Source organism: Virgibacillus proomii (genome assembly GCF_900162615.1).
GTDB lineage: Bacteria > Bacillota > Bacilli > Bacillales > Amphibacillaceae > Virgibacillus > Virgibacillus proomii.
In genome coordinates, this window is the sequence record NZ_FUFN01000009.1 from 630,923 (window position 1) to 649,646 (window position 18,724).

The 18,724-nt window shown below is 36.5% G+C and carries 15 protein-coding genes; 1 reads left to right on the top strand and 14 read right to left on the bottom strand.

Annotation, left to right across the window (positions count from 1 at the left end; all coding sequences use genetic code 11):
• Positions 1-147: 147 nt before the first annotated feature.
• The 3 genes from BN1066_RS05665 to BN1066_RS05675 form a co-directional block, all read right to left on the bottom strand.
• The gene (locus tag BN1066_RS05665) at positions 148-3,225 is read right to left on the bottom strand and encodes an efflux RND transporter permease subunit (protein ID WP_077318483.1); all 3,078 of its coding nucleotides are present in this window, start codon (positions 3,223-3,225) and stop codon (positions 148-150) included.
• Between the two features lie 2 nt (positions 3,226-3,227).
• Positions 3,228-4,085, bottom strand: coding sequence for an efflux RND transporter periplasmic adaptor subunit (locus tag BN1066_RS05670; RefSeq protein ID WP_077318484.1), 858 nt, complete (start codon positions 4,083-4,085; stop codon positions 3,228-3,230).
• Positions 4,086-5,996: 1,911 nt separating this feature from the next.
• Positions 5,997-6,509 carry a competence protein ComK gene (locus tag BN1066_RS05675; RefSeq protein WP_077318485.1) on the bottom strand — a complete coding sequence of 171 codons (513 nt, stop codon included), beginning with the start codon at positions 6,507-6,509 and terminating at the stop codon, positions 5,997-5,999.
• A gap of 316 nt (positions 6,510-6,825) precedes the next feature.
• Here BN1066_RS05675 and BN1066_RS05680 point away from each other — a divergent pair, with 316 nt between their 5' ends.
• Positions 6,826-7,017 (top strand): YjfB family protein, encoded by a 192-nt coding sequence (locus BN1066_RS05680; protein ID WP_077318486.1) that lies wholly within the window; start codon positions 6,826-6,828, stop codon positions 7,015-7,017.
• Positions 7,018-7,126: 109 nt separating this feature from the next.
• Here BN1066_RS05680 and BN1066_RS05685 read toward each other — a convergent pair whose 3' ends face one another.
• The 11 genes from BN1066_RS05685 to BN1066_RS05735 form a co-directional block, all read right to left on the bottom strand.
• The gene (locus BN1066_RS05685) at positions 7,127-7,399 is read right to left on the bottom strand and encodes a hypothetical protein (RefSeq protein ID WP_077318487.1); all 273 of its coding nucleotides are present in this window, start codon (positions 7,397-7,399) and stop codon (positions 7,127-7,129) included.
• 344 nt (positions 7,400-7,743) lie between these two features.
• A complete protein-coding gene (gene fabZ, locus BN1066_RS05690) occupies positions 7,744-8,163 on the bottom strand; it encodes a 3-hydroxyacyl-ACP dehydratase FabZ (protein ID WP_077318488.1) in 420 nt (139 codons plus the stop codon).
• A gap of 244 nt (positions 8,164-8,407) precedes the next feature.
• Positions 8,408-8,758, bottom strand: a complete 351-nt coding sequence (locus tag BN1066_RS05695) for a DNA-directed RNA polymerase subunit beta (RefSeq protein ID WP_077318489.1) — start codon at positions 8,756-8,758, stop codon at positions 8,408-8,410.
• Positions 8,759-9,463: 705 nt separating this feature from the next.
• Entirely contained in the window at positions 9,464-10,294 is an 831-nt protein-coding gene (locus tag BN1066_RS05700) for a flagellar hook-basal body protein (protein WP_077318490.1), read from the bottom strand.
• 13 nt (positions 10,295-10,307) lie between these two features.
• Complete coding sequence (locus BN1066_RS05705; protein ID WP_077318491.1) at positions 10,308-11,111, bottom strand: flagellar hook-basal body protein; 804 nt, start codon at positions 11,109-11,111, stop codon at positions 10,308-10,310.
• Between the two features lie 369 nt (positions 11,112-11,480).
• A complete protein-coding gene (gene mreB, locus BN1066_RS05710; RefSeq protein WP_077318492.1) occupies positions 11,481-12,482 on the bottom strand; it encodes a rod shape-determining protein in 1,002 nt (333 codons plus the stop codon).
• A gap of 610 nt (positions 12,483-13,092) precedes the next feature.
• Positions 13,093-13,374, bottom strand: coding sequence for a sporulation transcriptional regulator SpoIIID (spoIIID, locus tag BN1066_RS05715; protein ID WP_077318493.1), 282 nt, complete (start codon positions 13,372-13,374; stop codon positions 13,093-13,095).
• A 434-nt stretch (positions 13,375-13,808) separates the two neighbouring features.
• Complete coding sequence (gene spoIIQ, locus BN1066_RS05720) at positions 13,809-14,690, bottom strand: stage II sporulation protein SpoIIQ (RefSeq protein ID WP_077318494.1); 882 nt, start codon at positions 14,688-14,690, stop codon at positions 13,809-13,811.
• A gap of 301 nt (positions 14,691-14,991) precedes the next feature.
• Positions 14,992-16,212 (bottom strand): stage II sporulation protein D, encoded by a 1,221-nt coding sequence (spoIID, locus tag BN1066_RS05725; protein WP_077318495.1) that lies wholly within the window; start codon positions 16,210-16,212, stop codon positions 14,992-14,994.
• 533 nt (positions 16,213-16,745) lie between these two features.
• Positions 16,746-17,705, bottom strand: coding sequence for an ABC transporter ATP-binding protein (locus BN1066_RS05730; RefSeq protein ID WP_077318496.1), 960 nt, complete (start codon positions 17,703-17,705; stop codon positions 16,746-16,748).
• Positions 17,702-18,658 carry a C40 family peptidase gene (locus BN1066_RS05735; protein WP_077318497.1) on the bottom strand — a complete coding sequence of 319 codons (957 nt, stop codon included), beginning with the start codon at positions 18,656-18,658 and terminating at the stop codon, positions 17,702-17,704. The genes BN1066_RS05730 and BN1066_RS05735 overlap by 4 nt, the downstream gene beginning before the upstream one ends.
• Positions 18,659-18,724 lie beyond the last annotated feature (66 nt).

Here is an 18,724-nt window from a genome sequence, read left to right on the forward strand (position 1 = left end):
CTTTATTCACGTATTATCGTTAGCAACGAATACCTTAACCTATATCACTTTTATTAAAAAAATCCTCGCCTGAATTTTGTGATATGCTCCCCTTAAGTAGACAGATTAAAAAATAAAAATCTGTTTTCCTTAAGGGGATTTTTTTAATTATGCTTTTTCTTTTCCTTTGTTTCTTCTTGTGAACTTTGCAGTTAAGTCATCAAACAACGTATAAATTACTGGAATTAATAATAATGTAAATATACTGGAAATACCCAGACCAAAAATAATCGTTACTGCTAATGGCTGTTGCATTTCTGCACCTTCACCTAATGCTAGAGCTAATGGTACCATAGCTAAAATAGTGGTTAAAGTTGTCATTAAAATTGGACGGAGTCTGCTTCTCCCAGCTTCTAATATTGCTTCATAACGCGACATTCCTTTTCGCCGTAAAAGGTTAATATAGTCTACTAACACAATCGAGTTGTTAACGACAATTCCCGCCAGCATAATTATTCCTATAAAGCCAGGTATACTTAACGGAATATCCATGATAAATAACCCAAGCACTACTCCAATAACAGTTGCTGGCATTGAAAACATAATAATGAACGGGAATAAGAAGTTTTCAAACTGAACAGCCATTACTGCATAGACCAGGAAAATCGAGAAAACTAGCGCAATTGCAAGGTCTGTAAATGATTCTGTCATGTCTTGCGCCTGTCCCCCAATTTGATAGCTATAGCCTTCCGGAAAGTTCATATTATCTAATACGGATTCCACATCCGCTGTGATACTTCCTAAATCACGGTCAACAACTTGACTGCTCACATTTATTTGTGGCTGTTGATTTTCTCGTTGTAGACTAACAGGTCCACTCATTTGCTTAAATTCTGCTACTTCATCTAGTGAAATAGTTGTACCTTGTGGAGTTTGTATTTTCATATCATGCAAGTCGGCTATTTTGCTACGCTGTTCCTTAGGGTAAATTAATGTAACATCCATTTCTTTACCATCTTCTCGATATTGTGTAACTACTTGACCAGTAAACTGAATTTGAACTTGTCCTAATATCTGTTCATGATTTAAACCATACATGGCAGCGCGGTCTTGATTAATCTCAATATTCAGTTGTGGAACACCTTCCGATGCAGAGGTTTCCGGATTATAAACCCCATTTACATCATCAATTTCCTTAGTAACTTCACCAGCAAGCTCCCTTAACAATTCGTGTTCTGGTCCGTTTAATTGTATCTGGATCGGATCACCCATATTCATTCCTGAGTCCATGGAATTAACGGTTATTTCTGCACCGGCAATCTCTTTTAATTTATCGTCCATCTCTTTAACAATATCGACGGTTGTTTTTTCGCGTTCTCCAGAAGGAATGAGCTGAATCGTGTAAATTGCTTGATTACTATTACTAATTCCTCCTCCGGAAGTGAAGGTTCCACTGCCAACATTTACATAATTTGTTTCAATCAATGGCGTAAATTCCTTTAATTCCTTGTTTACTTGTTCAACAAGTTTCTCTGTATGTTGTAACGAACTTCCTGGAGGAGTTTCCACACGTACTTCTAATTGCCCTTGATCAGCAGAAGGAATAAACTCCGCTCCGATAAATGGTGTAAGCGCCAAGCTGGCAACAATCGCTAAAATGGTTGCAAAAATAGTTGTTTTTCGATGACCAAGCACCCATTTTAAACTATTTCTATAGCCATTCGTTAACCAACCTAAGAAGCGATCAAACCAATAACGTCTGCCACTATCTTTTATTGCTTTTTGCAGGAGCTTGGAAGAAAGCATCGGGACTAATGTGATAGCTACCACCAACGAAGTAATTAATGAAAAAGATACGGTTAATGCAAGTGGTGTAAACATGTCAGATGCTATTCCTTCTACATAAACAATCGGTAGAAATACTACCAATGTAGTTGTTGTTGAAGCAATTACAGCAGGAGCCAATTCACTCGCTCCTTTAATCGCTGCTTCCTTTAAATTGTATCCTTGTTGGCGATAAGAATAAATATGCTCCAGAATAACGATTGAGCTATCCACCATCATTCCTAATCCCAATGCCAACCCGCCCAAGGTTAAAATATTTAATGTCTCTCCTGTGAAGTACATTAAAATGAAAGTGGTAATGATCGCAATAGGAATCGACAAGCCTATTACAAGGGTTGCACGAATACTCTTTAGGAATAACAACAAAATAAAGATTGATATGATACCACCAATTAAAATGTTTTGCACCACAGAATCAATGGACATTTGAATAAAATCTGATGTGTCTATAATTACATTTAAATGAACATCTTTTGGCAAATCCTGTTCTATCTCTTTCATACTTTCTTTAATATTTGTTGCTACTTCAACCGTATTACTGTCGGTTTTTTTAAGTATAGATAGAACTACGGAAGGTTTTCCATTTACTAACGTCAATCCAAATTCGTCTTTATAAGCATCTTTTACTTCTGCTAAATCTTCTACTTGTACAGTAGCTCCTGCTTCCGTTTGAACAAGCGTTTGTTTAATATCTTTCATCGACTTGAATTCACCAGTCACACGCAGTTGAAGATCCTTATCACCTTTTTCAACTGTCCCAACCGAAGCTGACTGATTGCTACTATTTAATGATTGAATAATTGTTTGCGTTGTAACACCATATTGCTGTAATTTGGCTTCATTGAGAACTAACTGAATCTCTCTTTCTTTACCACCTTCGACGCTGACAGATCCCACTCCACCTTGCCGTTCAAAAAATGGCACCAATTGATCATCAGCTATATTCGTTAGGGAAGCTGTGTCATCTCCAGTCAAGCCAACCCATATCACCGGCAGTTGGTCAGGATTAAATCGCATAATATTCGGATCGCCTGCTTGACTAGGCAACATCCCCTTTACTTGGTCAACACTTTCTCGGACATCAAGTAAAGCCTGATCCAAATCTGTTCCGTTACTAAACATCATAATAACTAAGGAGGAGCCTGATTGAGATTGAGATTGGACTGTTTCTATCCCTTCTACAGTGCTCACTGCCGACTCAATCGGTCTACTGATTAGATTCTCAACTTCTTGTGGTGCCGCATCTTCATATGATGTTGCCACAACAGCCACTGGGAGATCTATTTTGGGGAAAAGATCAACAGTTAAGCTGCGCAATGAAACTGCACCGAGAGCGAGTATTGCAAGGACTATCATAATAACGCCTACTGGACGTTTTACAGATGTTTTAATTAGCTTCAAGTTTATTCCCCTTTCACAACTTTAACCTTACTACCGTCCGTTAGAGATAGTTGTCCTTTTACGATAACTGTATCACCAACTTTGAAGTCTCCCTCAATAGCTGTCTGATCCGATTGAGATTCCTTTATGGAAACAACAGTACGGACCGCTTTATTATCTTTTACCACATAGATAAACGATTCATTTCCTTCTTCCTCAACAGCTTGAGTAGGAACGATTAACGCTTTTTTTATTCTTGTTTCAGGAACTTGTAATTTTGCTATCATACCAGGTAGTAATTTATTTTCTTTATTTTTTACGGTTGCCTTGATTGGATATAATCCAGTATCGTTTGGCATTGCATCAGCTGATGTTATCTTAGCTTTATAATTTTTATTATCAATGGATACATCAAACTCATCCTCTACCTCTAGTAAATCACGATCGTCATCCGTGACGGTAAAGGTCAGTTTTAACGAGTCAGAATCAGCAATAATCGCTAACGGATCTTCGGTGGAAGCCAATTCTCCTTCGCTAACATTAAGCTGAGTTATTTTTCCATCTTTAGGAGCACGAATTGTTTGCTTACCAGCTGGAGACTGAATGGTTGCAATTGGATCATTCTTCTCGACTTTATCCCCAGTTTTAACTTCTACTTGATCAACCTCACCTGGGTTTTGCACCATTACGGGCATGGCCCCTTTGGGTTCTGTCCTGCCATAGATGCTTTTTTCAATAACAATATCTCCTTCTTTTATCTTCTCTGTTTCAACAGGAATAACACGTTCTTCATTTTTTACCTTTTTATCATCTTCCTCATTGCATGCAGTAAGCATTAAAGCTATGACGATAATGACTAAGCCAAAATAAATTTTTTTCACTTAAATAATGCTCCTCTCTTATCTACTATTGTAATGTTTTTCACCAATGGATTCTTTTATAGAGCCTGGATAAGCCACAAATAATTGTCACATAACCATGATGTAATCTAGATTTATCTTTTAACCCTTCACAAAAACGAGCAGTATATCTAATTCTAATTGAGTAAATAAAACTAGATGAAGAACGAAAGCTAGAAGCCCTCGTGTAGAAACGTACAAACCGGAGAGCTTTCAGGCGAGATAAAGTGAAACTTCATTCAAGGAGCGTTTTTCTCATCATGTTCATAACATCATTAGCACATTTTTGAATTGAGAGAATACGGATCCTTACATCCGAGATAAAGGAAAACTTCTACGAGGAGTCGATGTTGACTTATCGCAGAAAGAAGATCGAAGTTTGCTAACAGCACAACCTCTGCTGAAACAGATATCATTTCCTATACAAGAACATACATATCATGTTATAGATATACTTAAAGTGTTTGTATAGGAATTAATATCATTTAGGTTCCATTCAGAAAAGCTGCTGCTGAAATTTAATGTATTTTCTTGGATAGCATCTATTGCTACCAACTCTTGAAGATTATTTTTTTGGTAGGATATTTTTAGTTAAAATATCTAACTTGATAGGCTTCGTATTCAGCATTCTTATGTATATGTCTGTTAGTATACAGTAAAATTCAAAGATATGCTTTTAACGTACAGGTAAGGAAACTACCGTTTTTCCCCTCTATTGAATTCAACCCATTTTTTCATTATCAGTATATACGTATTTGGTTAAACATTTGTTTCACGAAATACATAAATTATAAACGACCAAATTGTACGCATGGTGGTTTTTCCTGTTCCTCTCAAATGTGATTCCTAATTCTCTGTAGAAAATTGACTCCTTTACACTCATTCGTTTTATCCATCTTCGTGAGGCTTCCATATCTCTGGCGATGGCTATAAAGCGAAACTTCATTCAATGTTGACTTTCTTTCATCACATACAGATAAAAGTAGAAAAAAGGCTAAAATCTCTGGCATCCTTAAAAAAGTAGGACATTTTTTAAGGATGCGAACAAATCAGGTATTTAGGCGCCGTTATCTCACTTAAACTTTTGTATTCTCTATAACTTTTAAAGGAGTGGTCTTGCCACAGCACCTTAGATTTAGATTTAAGTTAGACAACTACATGCTTGCTTTAATTTTACACAAGTTTCTCCTTTATTTATAGTACAGAATAGTAACTGCAAAAAATCAAATTACAAACATGACTGCTTAGCATTTTCTAATGAACCTAGCTTTAACTTTTAAATCTTATCATCTGTTAACTACTATGAGGTGTTACGTAAGGTAATGTACAAGCGAAATACTTCGTATTCGAGGAAGTCCAAAAACCTAGTACAATTGAATTATGTTTTAGTGTGCATATGGACCTAATTATTGTCACTTTTAATGAAATAAACTAACCTGTACATTTGTTTTATACACTTCTAACTTAAAACGATAAGTTCCGTATCTGTTCCAGTTATGTCTAACATTATTGTATAGAATATCTCATTGGTTGATAACTGGCTAAGGTAATATAACTAACTACGACTTAGGATGTATTTCTAACGATAAAGATCACTTTTACTTTTCTAGTTTCTATTGTTTGATTTCGGTCTTTACATGATTAACTACTACTTGTTAAGTAATATTAATCTTTTATAGATACGAGTATTTTTAAACGTATTCATAATAACAAGCGAACCATCTGAAAAACAAGTAAAAATACTTTAAGATTAATTACCATTTTTAATTATTGGTACTAAATAACGATTCATACTTTATCGGTTATGGTAGACAAAACAGTTAAGTTAATTCACTTATACCGGTTATAAAACTTGCTATTTTCCTTTTTACCTTACTGTAAAAATTATCAGTGTTATAAATGCTGGTGAAATAATTTCATTGTAGGAAATCTGGATTGTCCAAATAAAACAGGGCGATTTAGATGTACGATTAATTGACTTGTTCGTTTATATTGTAGATCAAATGCATTTAAAGATATTTCTACATAACAGCCGCTCCCATCATAAAACGTAACGTATGTGCCGGAATTCTTTTTTTCATATCGATATATGTGGTGATAAGCGATCCAAGCATTGCTTTTATTTTTAATAGAAGCTGTCGGCATCATATAAACACCTTGTTCTGGTATTACTGGAATTGGGAGCTTGCTGGATGAATGTAAAACGTCTTTTACAGCCATCCTCCTGCCTTCTAAGGTAGATCCATATAACAGACAACTATAATCAATAATTTGTTCTGGTCGATGCAATGATCTCCTTTGTACATCATCTTCTAAAATGAGTGAACGATAATAAGTATATTCACTCCAAAATATAGCTTTTGTTTTTACTGATACAATATACACTGATGTAATACGTTGCTTCAACTTAGTCTCCTCCTCTAGTAATTATTAGACTTTTAACATTAATTCTACTATTTTGTCTATACTTTGTCTTTACTTAACGACAAATAGTTTCAATAACTAAAAGATGATGAAAGACTTTTATTTAGGAAGTAATTCATCTTATCTTGCGTATCATTTTTGCTTACTCGTCTCTTTCTCTAAACTGAGGAGGATGATCATCGGATATGCAGTTCCTTTTACCTTAATTACAGAAAGCTTTCATTCAATTTCAATTTTTGTTGTCATGCTATGTTATAATTATACCTAATTTTAAATGGATTAAGGAGTTGATGTTTGGATGGATATAGCTGCATTATCAATTGGTTTAGCTAATCAGCAAATACAAACTAATGCAGGTATAGCGGTGATGAAAAATGCATTAGGAGTTATGGAAACTCAAGGCGCACAGCTTCAAAAAATGATTGTAGATTCCTCTGTTTCTAAAATAACTCATCCTACGCTTGGCAGACAGATCGATATAATGGGTTAAGATATTAACTTTAGTACTAAAATTTTATGCTTTTTAACGTAAAAAGAGGCAGGAAACATACTGTGTATGTTCTGCCCCTTTTAAGTATGGAACGAAAAAAATCAAACCATTATTGATTTCCTTGGTTATTATCTTTATTTTGATCGTCCATCATATTATCATCGTTATTATCAGTGTCAGTATTATCTTCTTCATTTTGGAGATCGTTATCATTTCCATCCATGCCGTTGTCATCTGCAGGACGATCGTTGTTACCCCCCTGATCTTCTACTGGTGTATCATTATTATCTGCAGGGCCTTGATCATCATTTGTTGCACAAGCAGCAATTAATGATAACATTAAAATAGATGCTCCAAGTTTCATAAGAAGTTTTGATTTCATTGTAATGCCTCCTTTTGTATTCGTTCGCTTTTAGCATAACCAAATCGAAAGAAGTCATACAATTTTTTATCCAATTTTTCCTAAAGTTGAAAGATGAAGTGATTTTTTTAATTATAATCATTAATTTTAAGGTTTAAAAAGGGCCGGAAATTTCAAGGTGGTTTCGGAAAGCTGAATGGTTATTTTTAACCGTGAGAACCTAATTAAGATTGATTTTTTAATTAGGCTATTTTTATAAACGTCAGACAATAACTATGTTACCTTAACTTTAGCACAAAAATTTTCCTAACCCACAAAAACATTAGCTATGGCATTTTCGCCAAATATTGAACTTCCTGCAAAGTTTATTTTATAGCAAATAAAATTTCTGCTTCACAAGCAGTTTTTCCCTCCACTTTAGCAACTGCTTTTCCTTTACCGATTGGACCTTTTAATCGAAGTATCTCCACTTCCATTTGCAATTGATCACCAGGACGAACTTGTTGTTTAAAACGACAATTATCAACACCTGCTAGAAATCCAATTTTCCCTTTATTTTCCTCTAAGCCAAGCATGGCAATTGCACCCAGCTGTGCTAACGCCTCCAAAATCAAAACACCCGGCATAACAGCATATTCCGGAAAATGGCCTTGAAAAAATGGTTCGTTTGCAGAAACGTTTTTCAAACCAGTAACTCGTTTTCCTTCTTCTAATTCTGTTACACGATCGACTAATAGAAACGGATAACGATGAGGAATTATCTCTTTTATTTGTTCAATATTCATTTTATCAGCCTCTTTTCTTGTTTTATACCGCATCTAAAGTGCCGTCAGACTCCCACGTCAAGGTGGGGGATAATGGCACCTAAAAAGCTCCGATTCGTTCGGGAGGCCTTTAGGTCGTGCCCTTGCGATACTATCATCTAGTGGAGGATGAAGGATTCCCCGCACTGAATGAAATTTCTACTTTAAATTGATATGGTAACTGAAATGAAAGCATCTGAGTCGACATTAGACTTAGATGCTTTACTTAATTTGTTTTCGTAACAATGTCTATAATATGTTGCCATGTCTCTTTTTTTAAAGCGTCGATAGGCGTGCCATCACCAATGACTCCATAGCCGACCATTAGTCCAATCACTAAGGCAATTATACATAGAAGTGAAACGACAATAATCCTTAACCAAATAGGAAAAATGCGTAGTCTCGGACGTTTTTTCGTAGTCCCTGCTCGCTGCATTTGGTGTTTTTCACTTCTTTGTCGTAATTTAGCAGTGCTTGAATCAGTCTTTTGTTGGGAACGATAGATTAATTTACTACCATCTTCCTCTAAAGCTTTGGTAGAGCCTTTCCCCTTGACGAGATTCTGGTTTAGGAACATAGTTTTGTTTCTCCTTACTTCTAGAGGTTGTATGACACATCAAATTTCCTTATAGCTTATGAATCTCTGTGATGTAAATTTGCCCTTTTGTTCGTAACAGTCTCTTGAACTTCGATTCGATAGGACATGCTGCTATCAGCAGAATCACAGCACAGAGTAAGCCTCAACAGCAATACAATCAGGGTTTTCAAGCAGAACAGAAGCTAGAAGCCCTTGGTTAGCGACGTACAAACTTGGAGATCTTCTGACGAGATAAAATGAAACTTCATTTCTTGGAGTGCTTTCCCAAGAAATGTTGACCTAAAGGCCTCTGAACCAATCGGGCATTTAGGTGTCGTTATCTTCAATTTAAACGTCTCCAAATTCTCTATAAGTTGGTAATTTTATGGCCCCTTACATCCGGGATAAAGAAAACATGCCTCTAAAACAGGGCTATGCCGACGCCTGAGTGGCAGGTCCGCTTTTAGTCGGTCTTCCTTTTGATTCGAGCAAATGTTAACTTATCATAGGAAGAAGTTCGAAGTTTTCTACAGCTTTCAGTGCTTAAGCTAGTCGAAGCTACTTTTCAAAAGAAATTTCCCCAACGAAAAAAGGTATAATTCCCTAAGCAATAAGGAACACTCCAGCAATGATACACATGATTTTCATGAACGTTACCATCTACCGGTCTCAGAGCTTTTACCTCTTTTAGGAATAAATTGATATTTAGCGTAATTGATTAATGAGACCAAGCATTTGATCACTCATAGATATCGTTCTTGCATTAAATTGGTAGGCACGCTGTGTCATAATTAACTCTGACATTTCTTGAGACATATCGACATTCGATGCCTCCAATGTGCCACTTTTTAAAATTTGTTCGTTCTCTCCCACCGGTTGAATAATTTCAGCTATATTAAAGCCGAGCTCTACTAGATTAGGTAAACGGAATAAATTTTCTCCAGTTGCTTCTAGCAAATGAGGACGAACTGCTTCAACTACAGCAATTCTCCCGGCTATTTCAGTTGTGGCTCCACGTGTCACTCTAATTTCCCCATTAGGTAGTAGTGTAATATCATCAAACCCTTCATCAATAACTATCGGGCCGTTTATACCAAGAACCGGATTGCCATCACTGTTTGTTAGCATTACTTGTTGATTGTTATTAACTGGGCTTAAATAAAATGCACCATCTCGTGTATAACGCGTCTCGGTTACTCCATTTTCAATTACTTGAACTTGATATAAATGATTTGCATCTAGCAATGCCGTATCTAACGCTCGGTCTGTGTTTCGCAATGCGCCTAATTGCATATTGGAATTAATTGACCCAAGCTTGGCTCCCGATCCGATACGAATACCGTCCGGAGTTAATCTGCCTTCTGCGTTTCTAGGATCTGTTAAATTGTTCATTTGTTGAAACAGTAACGAGGAAAAATTAGCTTGCCTGTTTTTATAACCTGTTGTTTGACTATTTGCCAGATTGTTTCCGATCACGTCGAGCTTGTTTTGTAATTGGTTCATTGTAACTGCAGCTTGGATCATTGTTCTTGACATGCTAATCTCTCCTTTACACTAAACGAGCAATTTCACTGACTGCCTTACCCATACTTTCATCATAAGCCTTTAAAACTCGCTGATTTGTTTCAAACATACGGTAAGATTCCAACATTTGGGTCATTGATTGCATCGCATCCACATTTGAGCGTTCCAAAAAGCCTTGTTTAATAGAAAAAGTTGCTCCGGCTGGTACAGCTACAGCATCCCCAGCGTATAAATTATCTCCTTCTTTTACTAACTCATTAGCATCAGCAGCATAGGCAATGCCTAACGGAATAGCAGCATCAGCTGTTTGTAATAAGCCATCAGAGGTTACAGTAAATTCTAATCCATTCGTTTGAATTGGTTCACCTGCTTGATCCAAAACATAATAACCTTGATTTGTAACTAAGTATCCATCACCATCTACCGTGAAATTTCCATTTCTAGTATAGCGAACATCTCCCGCAGTGTTTTGCACAGTGAAAAAAAGCCTTCCTGTATCGTCAGGTAACTGCCCATCAATAAGCGCAATGTCAGTAGAAATTCCTGTCTGACGCACGTCCCCTTGCGTAAATGTTGGAATCGTTTCTTGTACATACACGCCTGTATTCAAGGCCCCTATTGGCTGTTGTTTTCTTACGCTAAGCGAATGTTGAGTAGGGAGTTTTTCTCCCCCCATTCTATTCATTAACATTTCTGGAAAAGCTCGTAAAGCTGTCTGGTCTGCTTTATAACCCGGGGTGTTTGCATTGGATATATTATTTGCAAAAGCCTCCTGCTGACGCTGCTGAGCGATCATTCCGCTGGCAGCTGTATAAAAACCTCTTAGCAAAGAATTCCCCTCCTTTTACAATTTCTTCCTTTATTTCAATCAAAGAGAATGTTTAAAAAGTCTGGTAAATATGACACCTTGAAATATCTCTTGTTAAAATATAAAAATTTTAGCGTTGAAGTTAAAACGAAGCGAATAAAAATTTTAGACAATTTCTGTACACCTAGTTTTTCTTTATTCCCTTCATTTAATTGTTCTGTTGTATCGGTATACACTTCTTTTTCAAGGACAACATATGCTACAGCGATACATTCGCACGCAGAAAAAGCACTTCTGCATTTACAAGACAAGGAAAACTTCAACAGCGACCATCGCAATTTTTAAAGATGTTGCGATCTTGGCTACCTTTATCTTCTTTTTAACATACAATTAAATGATCTTTTTCCGATCAACTTTGTCAATATTTTCTAACATCATGCCTGTTCCTTTTGCTACACAGTTCATAGGTTCTTCTGCAATAAACACGGGAACTTTTAACTCCTCAGCAAGTAATTCATCCATGCCATGAATTAATGCCCCGCCACCTGTTAAAATTACCCCACGATCAATAATATCTGCTGATAATTCTGGCGGTGTACGCTCCAATACGGATTTTGCTGCTTGAACGATCAGATAAACAGATTCCCGTAAAGCTTCCCCTATTTCTTGAGAATTTACGGAGATAGTTCGTGGTAATCCTGATACCATATCCCGACCACGAATTTCCATTTGCTCATCACGGCTACCCTGAAAAACAGTAGCTACATTAATTTTTATGTCTTCTGCTGTTCTTTCTCCGATTAAAAGTTTGTATTTTTTCTTTATGTATTGAAGAACTTCCGCATCAAATTTATCCCCAGCCATTTTAATGGATTCTGACGTTACAATGTCACCCATGGATAGTACAGCTACATCTGTTGTACCACCACCAATGTCGACAACCATATTGCCACTAGGTTGAAAAATCTCCATACCTGCACCAATTGCTGCTACTTTTGGTTCCTCCTCTAAATAAACCTTTTTTCCACCTGATTTTTCAGCAGCCTCTTTAATCGCTTTTTGTTCAACTTTGGTAATATTTGTCGGGCAACAAATTAAAATCCTTGGTTTGGATAAAAAACCTTTTACATTTATTTTATTAATAAAATGTTTTAGCATCGCTTCTGTAACATCAAAATCAGCAATTACCCCATCCTTTAACGGGCGAATAGCTTCAATATTCCCTGGTGTACGACCAACCATTTTTCTAGCAGCCTCACCGACTTCCAGTACTCTTCCTGTATTACGATCCATGGCAACAACAGCTGGTTCATTTAAAACTATTCCTTTTCCTTTAAGATGAATCAATACATTTGCTGTCCCAAGATCAATACCGATATCCCTTGAAAACATGGGCTCAAATCCTCCTAATTAGTTACTATGTATTATTTTTGTCCATACTGCTACTAATATAATATTTTACCACAAATCTCTACATTTAACTGCATTTTATTTAAATTTTGTTAAGGAAAATATAATTGGATGTAAACCTTTCCCAAGTATTATACAAAAACAGAAAAAACCTCCCGCCTCTTTTTTTAGCAGAAGGCTTTTTACTAATAAAGTAAAACTTCATTCAGTAAGGATTTTCTTTTATCCCCTACTGATAGGGGTAGAGATAAATGCTAAAATCGCAGGAGTCTAGAAAAGGAAAAGCTCTTTATCATCGTCCGATATATCGCTGCCGTCGTCCTTCTTGTCCTTGAAAAACCGTGATGTTAATTTAAGAAGCTTTCCTTAGCTTGTCGTCCTGAACAAATTGGGCATTTAGGCGCCGTTTTCTCCCACTTTGAATCTTTTGTATCAATTCAGGACTTGAAGGGGGAAACTTACGGCACCTTACATGCGGGATAAAGCCTAAAGTTTTATACTTTTCTATAGTGTAAAAAAGTTTGTTCCTACATAATAATTGGATGAGTTTGGATCACATCGACGGGTAAATAGAAGATGCTCTAGACTCTATTTATCCTACTGGCTTTGCTTCCGTTTTTTTTGTAGCATCGACTTTATATTTTTTTCTCGTCGCTTCTCCTCCACGTAAATGCCTAATGGCCTTATGATGTTCCAATATGCTTTTCACTTTGCTTGCTAACTCTGGATTAATCTCTGGCAACCTCTCTGTCAAATCTTTATGGACCGTACTTTTAGATACTCCAAATTCCTTTGCTATTACACGAACTGTTTTTCTCGTCTCCACAAGATAATTTCCTATCCTGATCGTTCTCTCTTTGATGTAGTCGTGCACACCGTTCGCCTCCCTAAGTTGTATATTTCCGAGGTGGTAGTTTGAGACAGGTGTTACATGGATGGAATAGTTTGCAATAAAATGATTGACCGAAAACATCAGTGCAACAATATGTAGTTGCTTACCTATTTCACAACTAAATACGTTTAACATTAATAATATTCTGTATTTTATTCTTATACTTAGGACGCTTTCTATCCTTATCAATTGAAAAGTAGCCCCACATGCTCTCACCTCAGACATTTTAGAATGATTAGTTTGTATAAGTTTATTATGAGTAGATGTGGTTTATGCTTAAAAAAGCATCTTTGCGCAGTAGGACAGGCAATTTTTTAAAAAAGCTCTATAATTTTCTAAAGTAACACCGAACGGTTAATGACGTAAGATAACGATAAAAACTCCCTCAGCTATGATTACTAAGGGAGCTTGACCAATTATTCATCTTTAGAAGATTTTGTCGAGCTATCAGATTGCTCATTTAATTGACCTTCTATTTCATCAGAGTCAGACTTGTCTTCTTGACCTTTATCAAGTGATTGATCTTCGGTAGATGACTCTTCTGCAGCTTCATCCTCTTGAGACGGATCTGCTTCTTTTTCTTGTGATTTAGTTTTCTCAGATACTTCGTCTGTCACACTATTCAGACTGCTTACAGGCTGGTTAAAGTATTCTTCAGGATTAACCTCTTTTCCATCCTTGCGCAATTCAAAATAAACATGTGTGCCACTGTCTTTTCCAAAAACATTTTTTCCTGCTACTCCTAATTTATCGCCTTGCTTCACTTCTGTTCCTGCTTTGACATTAACCTCTTCTAAACTAGCATAGTATGTTGTCACTTCATCATCATGTTCTAGTACAACAACATTTCCAAGCAATGGATCTTCCTTAACTTCGGTAATCTCACCGCTTAGAGCAGCTACAACATCGAATGACTTACCGCTTGCTGAAGCAATATTTACACCATCACTTTCGTAGTACTTATTGTTGTACAAGACCAATGCTTGCTCCTGCTCTTTTTGATCAGCGTTGTAATCATAAAATTTAGTTACAATTTCTGCTTCTTCTTCGTCTGCTATTGGCATTTTAATTGTTTCTTGCTGTTCCATTACAGGCTCCGCTCGTTCACCATGTTGTGCTGGTGTATATTCATTTCCTTCATCTTGAGCATCTGGAACCTGACTATCATTATTTTGATACCAAACAACTACTGATAACAATACGGCAGCAATAGTTAAATAGACAGCAGGGAAAAACCACTTTTTACGAAAAATTCGACTCCACTTATTTTTTGAAGTCCCTTTGTTTTCTTCATTCATTAGAACATCACCTCAACAACCATTCTGATCAGAAAAAGGTATTTATATACATCTTTCAAAAAATATTTTGCAGTTTATTGTATTTTTTAAAAAAAGAAGGGTAAATTAAGGAGATTTACTAGGATAAAGCCAGACTTTATTTTGCATAAGCACTTTTGTTCATGAAGTGGTGAGCACAGAATAGAGAAGCGCAATAAAAAAACTTGGCTTGTCGCCAAGTCTTTATGGTGAAAGCTATCGTTTTTCTTATACGATAAAGCCTAAAGTTTTATATTTTCCTACAGTGATTAAAAACTCCCGCCTATTTTGCGACGAGAGTTTGAGCAATATCATTAACCTTACTAATTTCTACATTTTTATAATAGTAGCCAACAATATCTTTATAGTTTTTCCCTTCCTTTGCCATTCCATTTGCTCCGTATTGACTCATTCCAACCCCATGACCGAACCCTTTAGTGGTAAATATAAAATGATTGTTTTTTTGTTTAATGGTGAAATCACTAGATTGTAATTTGAGCTGTTCTCGTATGTCCCTACCTGAAAAGCTGTTTCCAGCGATATTAACCTTCTCTACTCGTTTGCTGTCCGTATGTGTTATCTCAATTGGCAATGGAAACTGATCTGGCAAATCCATTTTTAACGCTGTCTCTAATTGCTCAAGGGAAAAGGTTTTTTGATCCAAAAATTTAGGAGATGACTTATCCCACGGACTTTCTACACTCCTTAAATAAGGTAGCTTATTTTCCCAGTAATCCTCTGAATTTTCCGTATATCCATTGCTAGTAGAAAAAAATGCTGGAGTTATTGGCGCTTTTTTATATGTTAAAATTTCTCCTTTTGTTTCTGCAACAGCTTCCTTCACCTTCTTCATCTTCCAGTCAAAATCACTGCCCCATATTTTCTGTAGCTGATACTCATCTTTATATACTTGATGTTGAACAGTATCTGTAACATCAGATTCTTTTTTTTCCGTTTCTCCATGAAGCTTTTGGTTTACAATATACGTTCTTGCAGCAAGGGATTGTGCTTTTAATGCTTCCTTTTCAAAATCTGCTGGCATTTCAGATGCTACCACTCCTACAACATATTCCTCTAATGGTATACCTTCGACCTTATCAGATGCTGTCCGCATAACAGACACAGAGAATGGCGAAGCACCTAGTTCTGCTTCACTCGCCACTTTTTCCTTATCGCCCGCATGGGATATTGTTTTTTCCTCCTGTTTATCAGCTTTTGTGTATGGAACAACGATCATAGTTGGTATAACAAGGATGGCAATAATTAAACTAGCTAATAGAAGTGAGGTCGGAACTTTCCAAACAGATGGGCGCTTTGGTGACTTTTGTAAGTAATAAGGTTTTTTCGTTTTTAAAAACAGTTGTTTGTTACCTGATGGTTTTTTTGAAATACTCTGTTGTTGAAAGGATGATTGTTGCTTTGATTTAATCTTTTTTAACAACGTGGCGTTTCGCTTCTTCCATGCTTTTGAACCACTCTTTGTTGAATAGTTACCTCGTTTCATTCCTTTCCTCCTTCAGTTTATTTAATCTAGCATACCTACTAATATATGTATACATTGTAAGAAAACAATAGAACTTAAAAAATAAAGGAAAACGCATTCTGTAAAAACTCACTACAAATTAAGTAGAATTAAAACTAAACATACACCTAGGAACTTTTACTTTTTTAACCAAATTTGCATTCAAAAGAGAATTAAAAAGAAAGAATTCTTCACTCGATGACTGTTCAAGAAGCCTTCCCTCCAGTTCAATCGAACAAACGGACATTTAGGTGTCCCTTACGCTTGAGGATTTATTCTTACAGCACCTTAAATGTAGAAACAAAGGAGCCGATGTTACCTTAACGTAGGAAGAAAGGCGAAGTTTACTAGACGCTCAAGCACTTAGCTAGACAGCGAAGCTATCTGCAAAAACGATATCCACTAGAAATTGGATATCGTTTCTAGGTAATTTAAAAAATCCTAGCCACTTATTAAGATATACCCATAATAAAGGGTAATTTACTGGAGACGTAGGATTTTTAACTATGTTTTTATTATTGATAAAGATGACAAGCTGCATAATGTCCCGGTTCTACTTCCTGCCATTGCGGTTTTTGACTAGCACAAATTTCCATAGCTGCAGAGCATCTAGTTCGAAATACACAACCACTTGGTGGATAAATGGGGCTTGGTAATTCTCCTTTCAATATTATTCGTTCTCTTTTCTCCTCTATATCTGGATCGGGAATGGGAATGGCGGAGAGTAAAGCCTGTGTATATGGATGAAGCGGATTGACATAGAGGGCTTCACTATTAGTTAATTCAACCAAATTACCTAAATACATAACTCCTATCCGATCGGAAATTTGTTTGATCATGGATAGATCATGGGCAATAAATAAAAAGGTTAACCCTTTCTCCATTTGTAACTCTTTCAATAGATTAACAACCTGAGCTTGTACAGAGACATCTAAAGCAGAGATAGGTTCATCTGCGATAATAAATTCAGGATTTAATGCCAATGCTCTTGCAATTCCGATTCGTTGTCGCTGTCCTCCGCTAAATTCATGTGGATAGCGATTGGCATGATCACGATTTAGTCCGACTTCCTCGAGCAACTGATACACACGTTCCTGCAGTTCTTGATTCGTCTTATACAATGCATGCACTTCCATCGGTTCAGATATGATGTCTTTGACAGTCGAACGCGGACTTAAAGATGCATAAGGATCTTGGAAAATCATCTGTATGCGCCGGTATAATTGAATTTTATCTTTTTCCTTCAGTGTTTGAATATCTCTCCCATCGTAAATAACTTCTCCGGCTGTTTTATCATATAGACCAAGGATAGTTCGGCCGACCGTCGATTTCCCACAACCCGATTCTCCGACAAGACCAAATGTTTCTCCTTTATAAATACGGAATGAAACATCATTAACTGCCTGTAAAGTTTGGTTTTTGCCAACATTAAAATATTTTGTTAGTTTATTTACTTGTAAGATTTCTTCTGTCATATAGATTCACTCCCTTCATCACACCAATAGCGTCGAATAGCACATAGCTCTTTTTCATAGATGGTACTCTTTATCTGGATGACTTCGATTCCCTTGCCAGTTTGCGGCGAGTGAAGCATCTTCCCTTCACCATAGTATACCCCGACATGATGCAAGCGCCCCTTTCCTTCTTCATACGCAAAAAACAGTAAATCTCCTGGTTGTACTTGCGAAAAGGTGATTTCCTTACCGCCTTTCGACTGGTCTACAGCATCTCTAGCAATCTGATATCCATTTGCTTTATGAGCTGTATATGATAGTCCTGAGCAGTCATAACCAAAAGAACTCATCCCTCCCCAAAAATAAGCTAATCCAACAAAGTCTTTCACCGAATCTAAGATTGCAGTTCCATTACCACGTGAAAGTCCCTTTTCCCGAGAAAAAAGTTCCACATCATGTACGTTTAAATACCCAATTCCATGAGGAGTGCATACCATAACTTCACTTTCATCATATTCTTTTACTGGAAGAATAGTTGAATAGCTTAGTTTTATTTTTGGCTCATCTACTAATCTCAGCCATGCTTTATCACTTCGAATAATTACTAATATTTGCTGTTGCCACTCTTCCCGTTTTACTGTTTTTAGCTGACATAATGGTATCCATCCCGGATACCCTCTTTCATCTTTAGCAGAAGGCTGTGAAGGGATAACAATATGTACCCAATCCCCTACTTTCTCTGTAATTACAACCTGTTCACCATATAGTAATTGTGTCTGAATTCGATTTTCTTCACATAAAGCCAGTTTAGCTTTGTCATCTAATTGACTAATCCACGTATCCATATTGGTTGGATTTGTAATACCCGGAAAATCTATACTTCTCGGTGATTCGGGATTTGTCCATACCGTAGCCACTGGAACACTTGAAACCCAAAGATCATAATTACTTTGCGCCGGCTTTTGTCTACTCATGTATAGTGCTCCTTCCCTTAACTTGTTCTTGACTAACTAAACCTAGTAAACATAAAATCATTCTCA

Coding starts and splice junctions, on each gene's coding strand:
- BN1066_RS05680 (WP_077318486.1), top strand. CDS start 6,826: ATGGATATAGCTGCATTATCAATTGGTTTAGCTAATCAGCAAATACAA.
- BN1066_RS05685 (WP_077318487.1), bottom strand. CDS start 7,399: ATGAAATCAAAACTTCTTATGAAACTTGGAGCATCTATTTTAATGTTA.
- fabZ (WP_077318488.1), bottom strand. CDS start 8,163: ATGAATATTGAACAAATAAAAGAGATAATTCCTCATCGTTATCCGTTT.
- BN1066_RS05695 (WP_077318489.1), bottom strand. CDS start 8,758: ATGTTCCTAAACCAGAATCTCGTCAAGGGGAAAGGCTCTACCAAAGCT.
- BN1066_RS05700 (WP_077318490.1), bottom strand. CDS start 10,294: ATGTCAAGAACAATGATCCAAGCTGCAGTTACAATGAACCAATTACAA.
- mreB (WP_077318492.1), bottom strand. CDS start 12,482: ATGTTTTCAAGGGATATCGGTATTGATCTTGGGACAGCAAATGTATTG.
- spoIIQ (WP_077318494.1), bottom strand. CDS start 14,690: ATGAATGAAGAAAACAAAGGGACTTCAAAAAATAAGTGGAGTCGAATT.
- spoIID (WP_077318495.1), bottom strand. CDS start 16,212: ATGAAACGAGGTAACTATTCAACAAAGAGTGGTTCAAAAGCATGGAAG.
- BN1066_RS05730 (WP_077318496.1), bottom strand. CDS start 17,705: ATGACAGAAGAAATCTTACAAGTAAATAAACTAACAAAATATTTTAAT.
- BN1066_RS05735 (WP_077318497.1), bottom strand. CDS start 18,658: ATGAGTAGACAAAAGCCGGCGCAAAGTAATTATGATCTTTGGGTTTCA.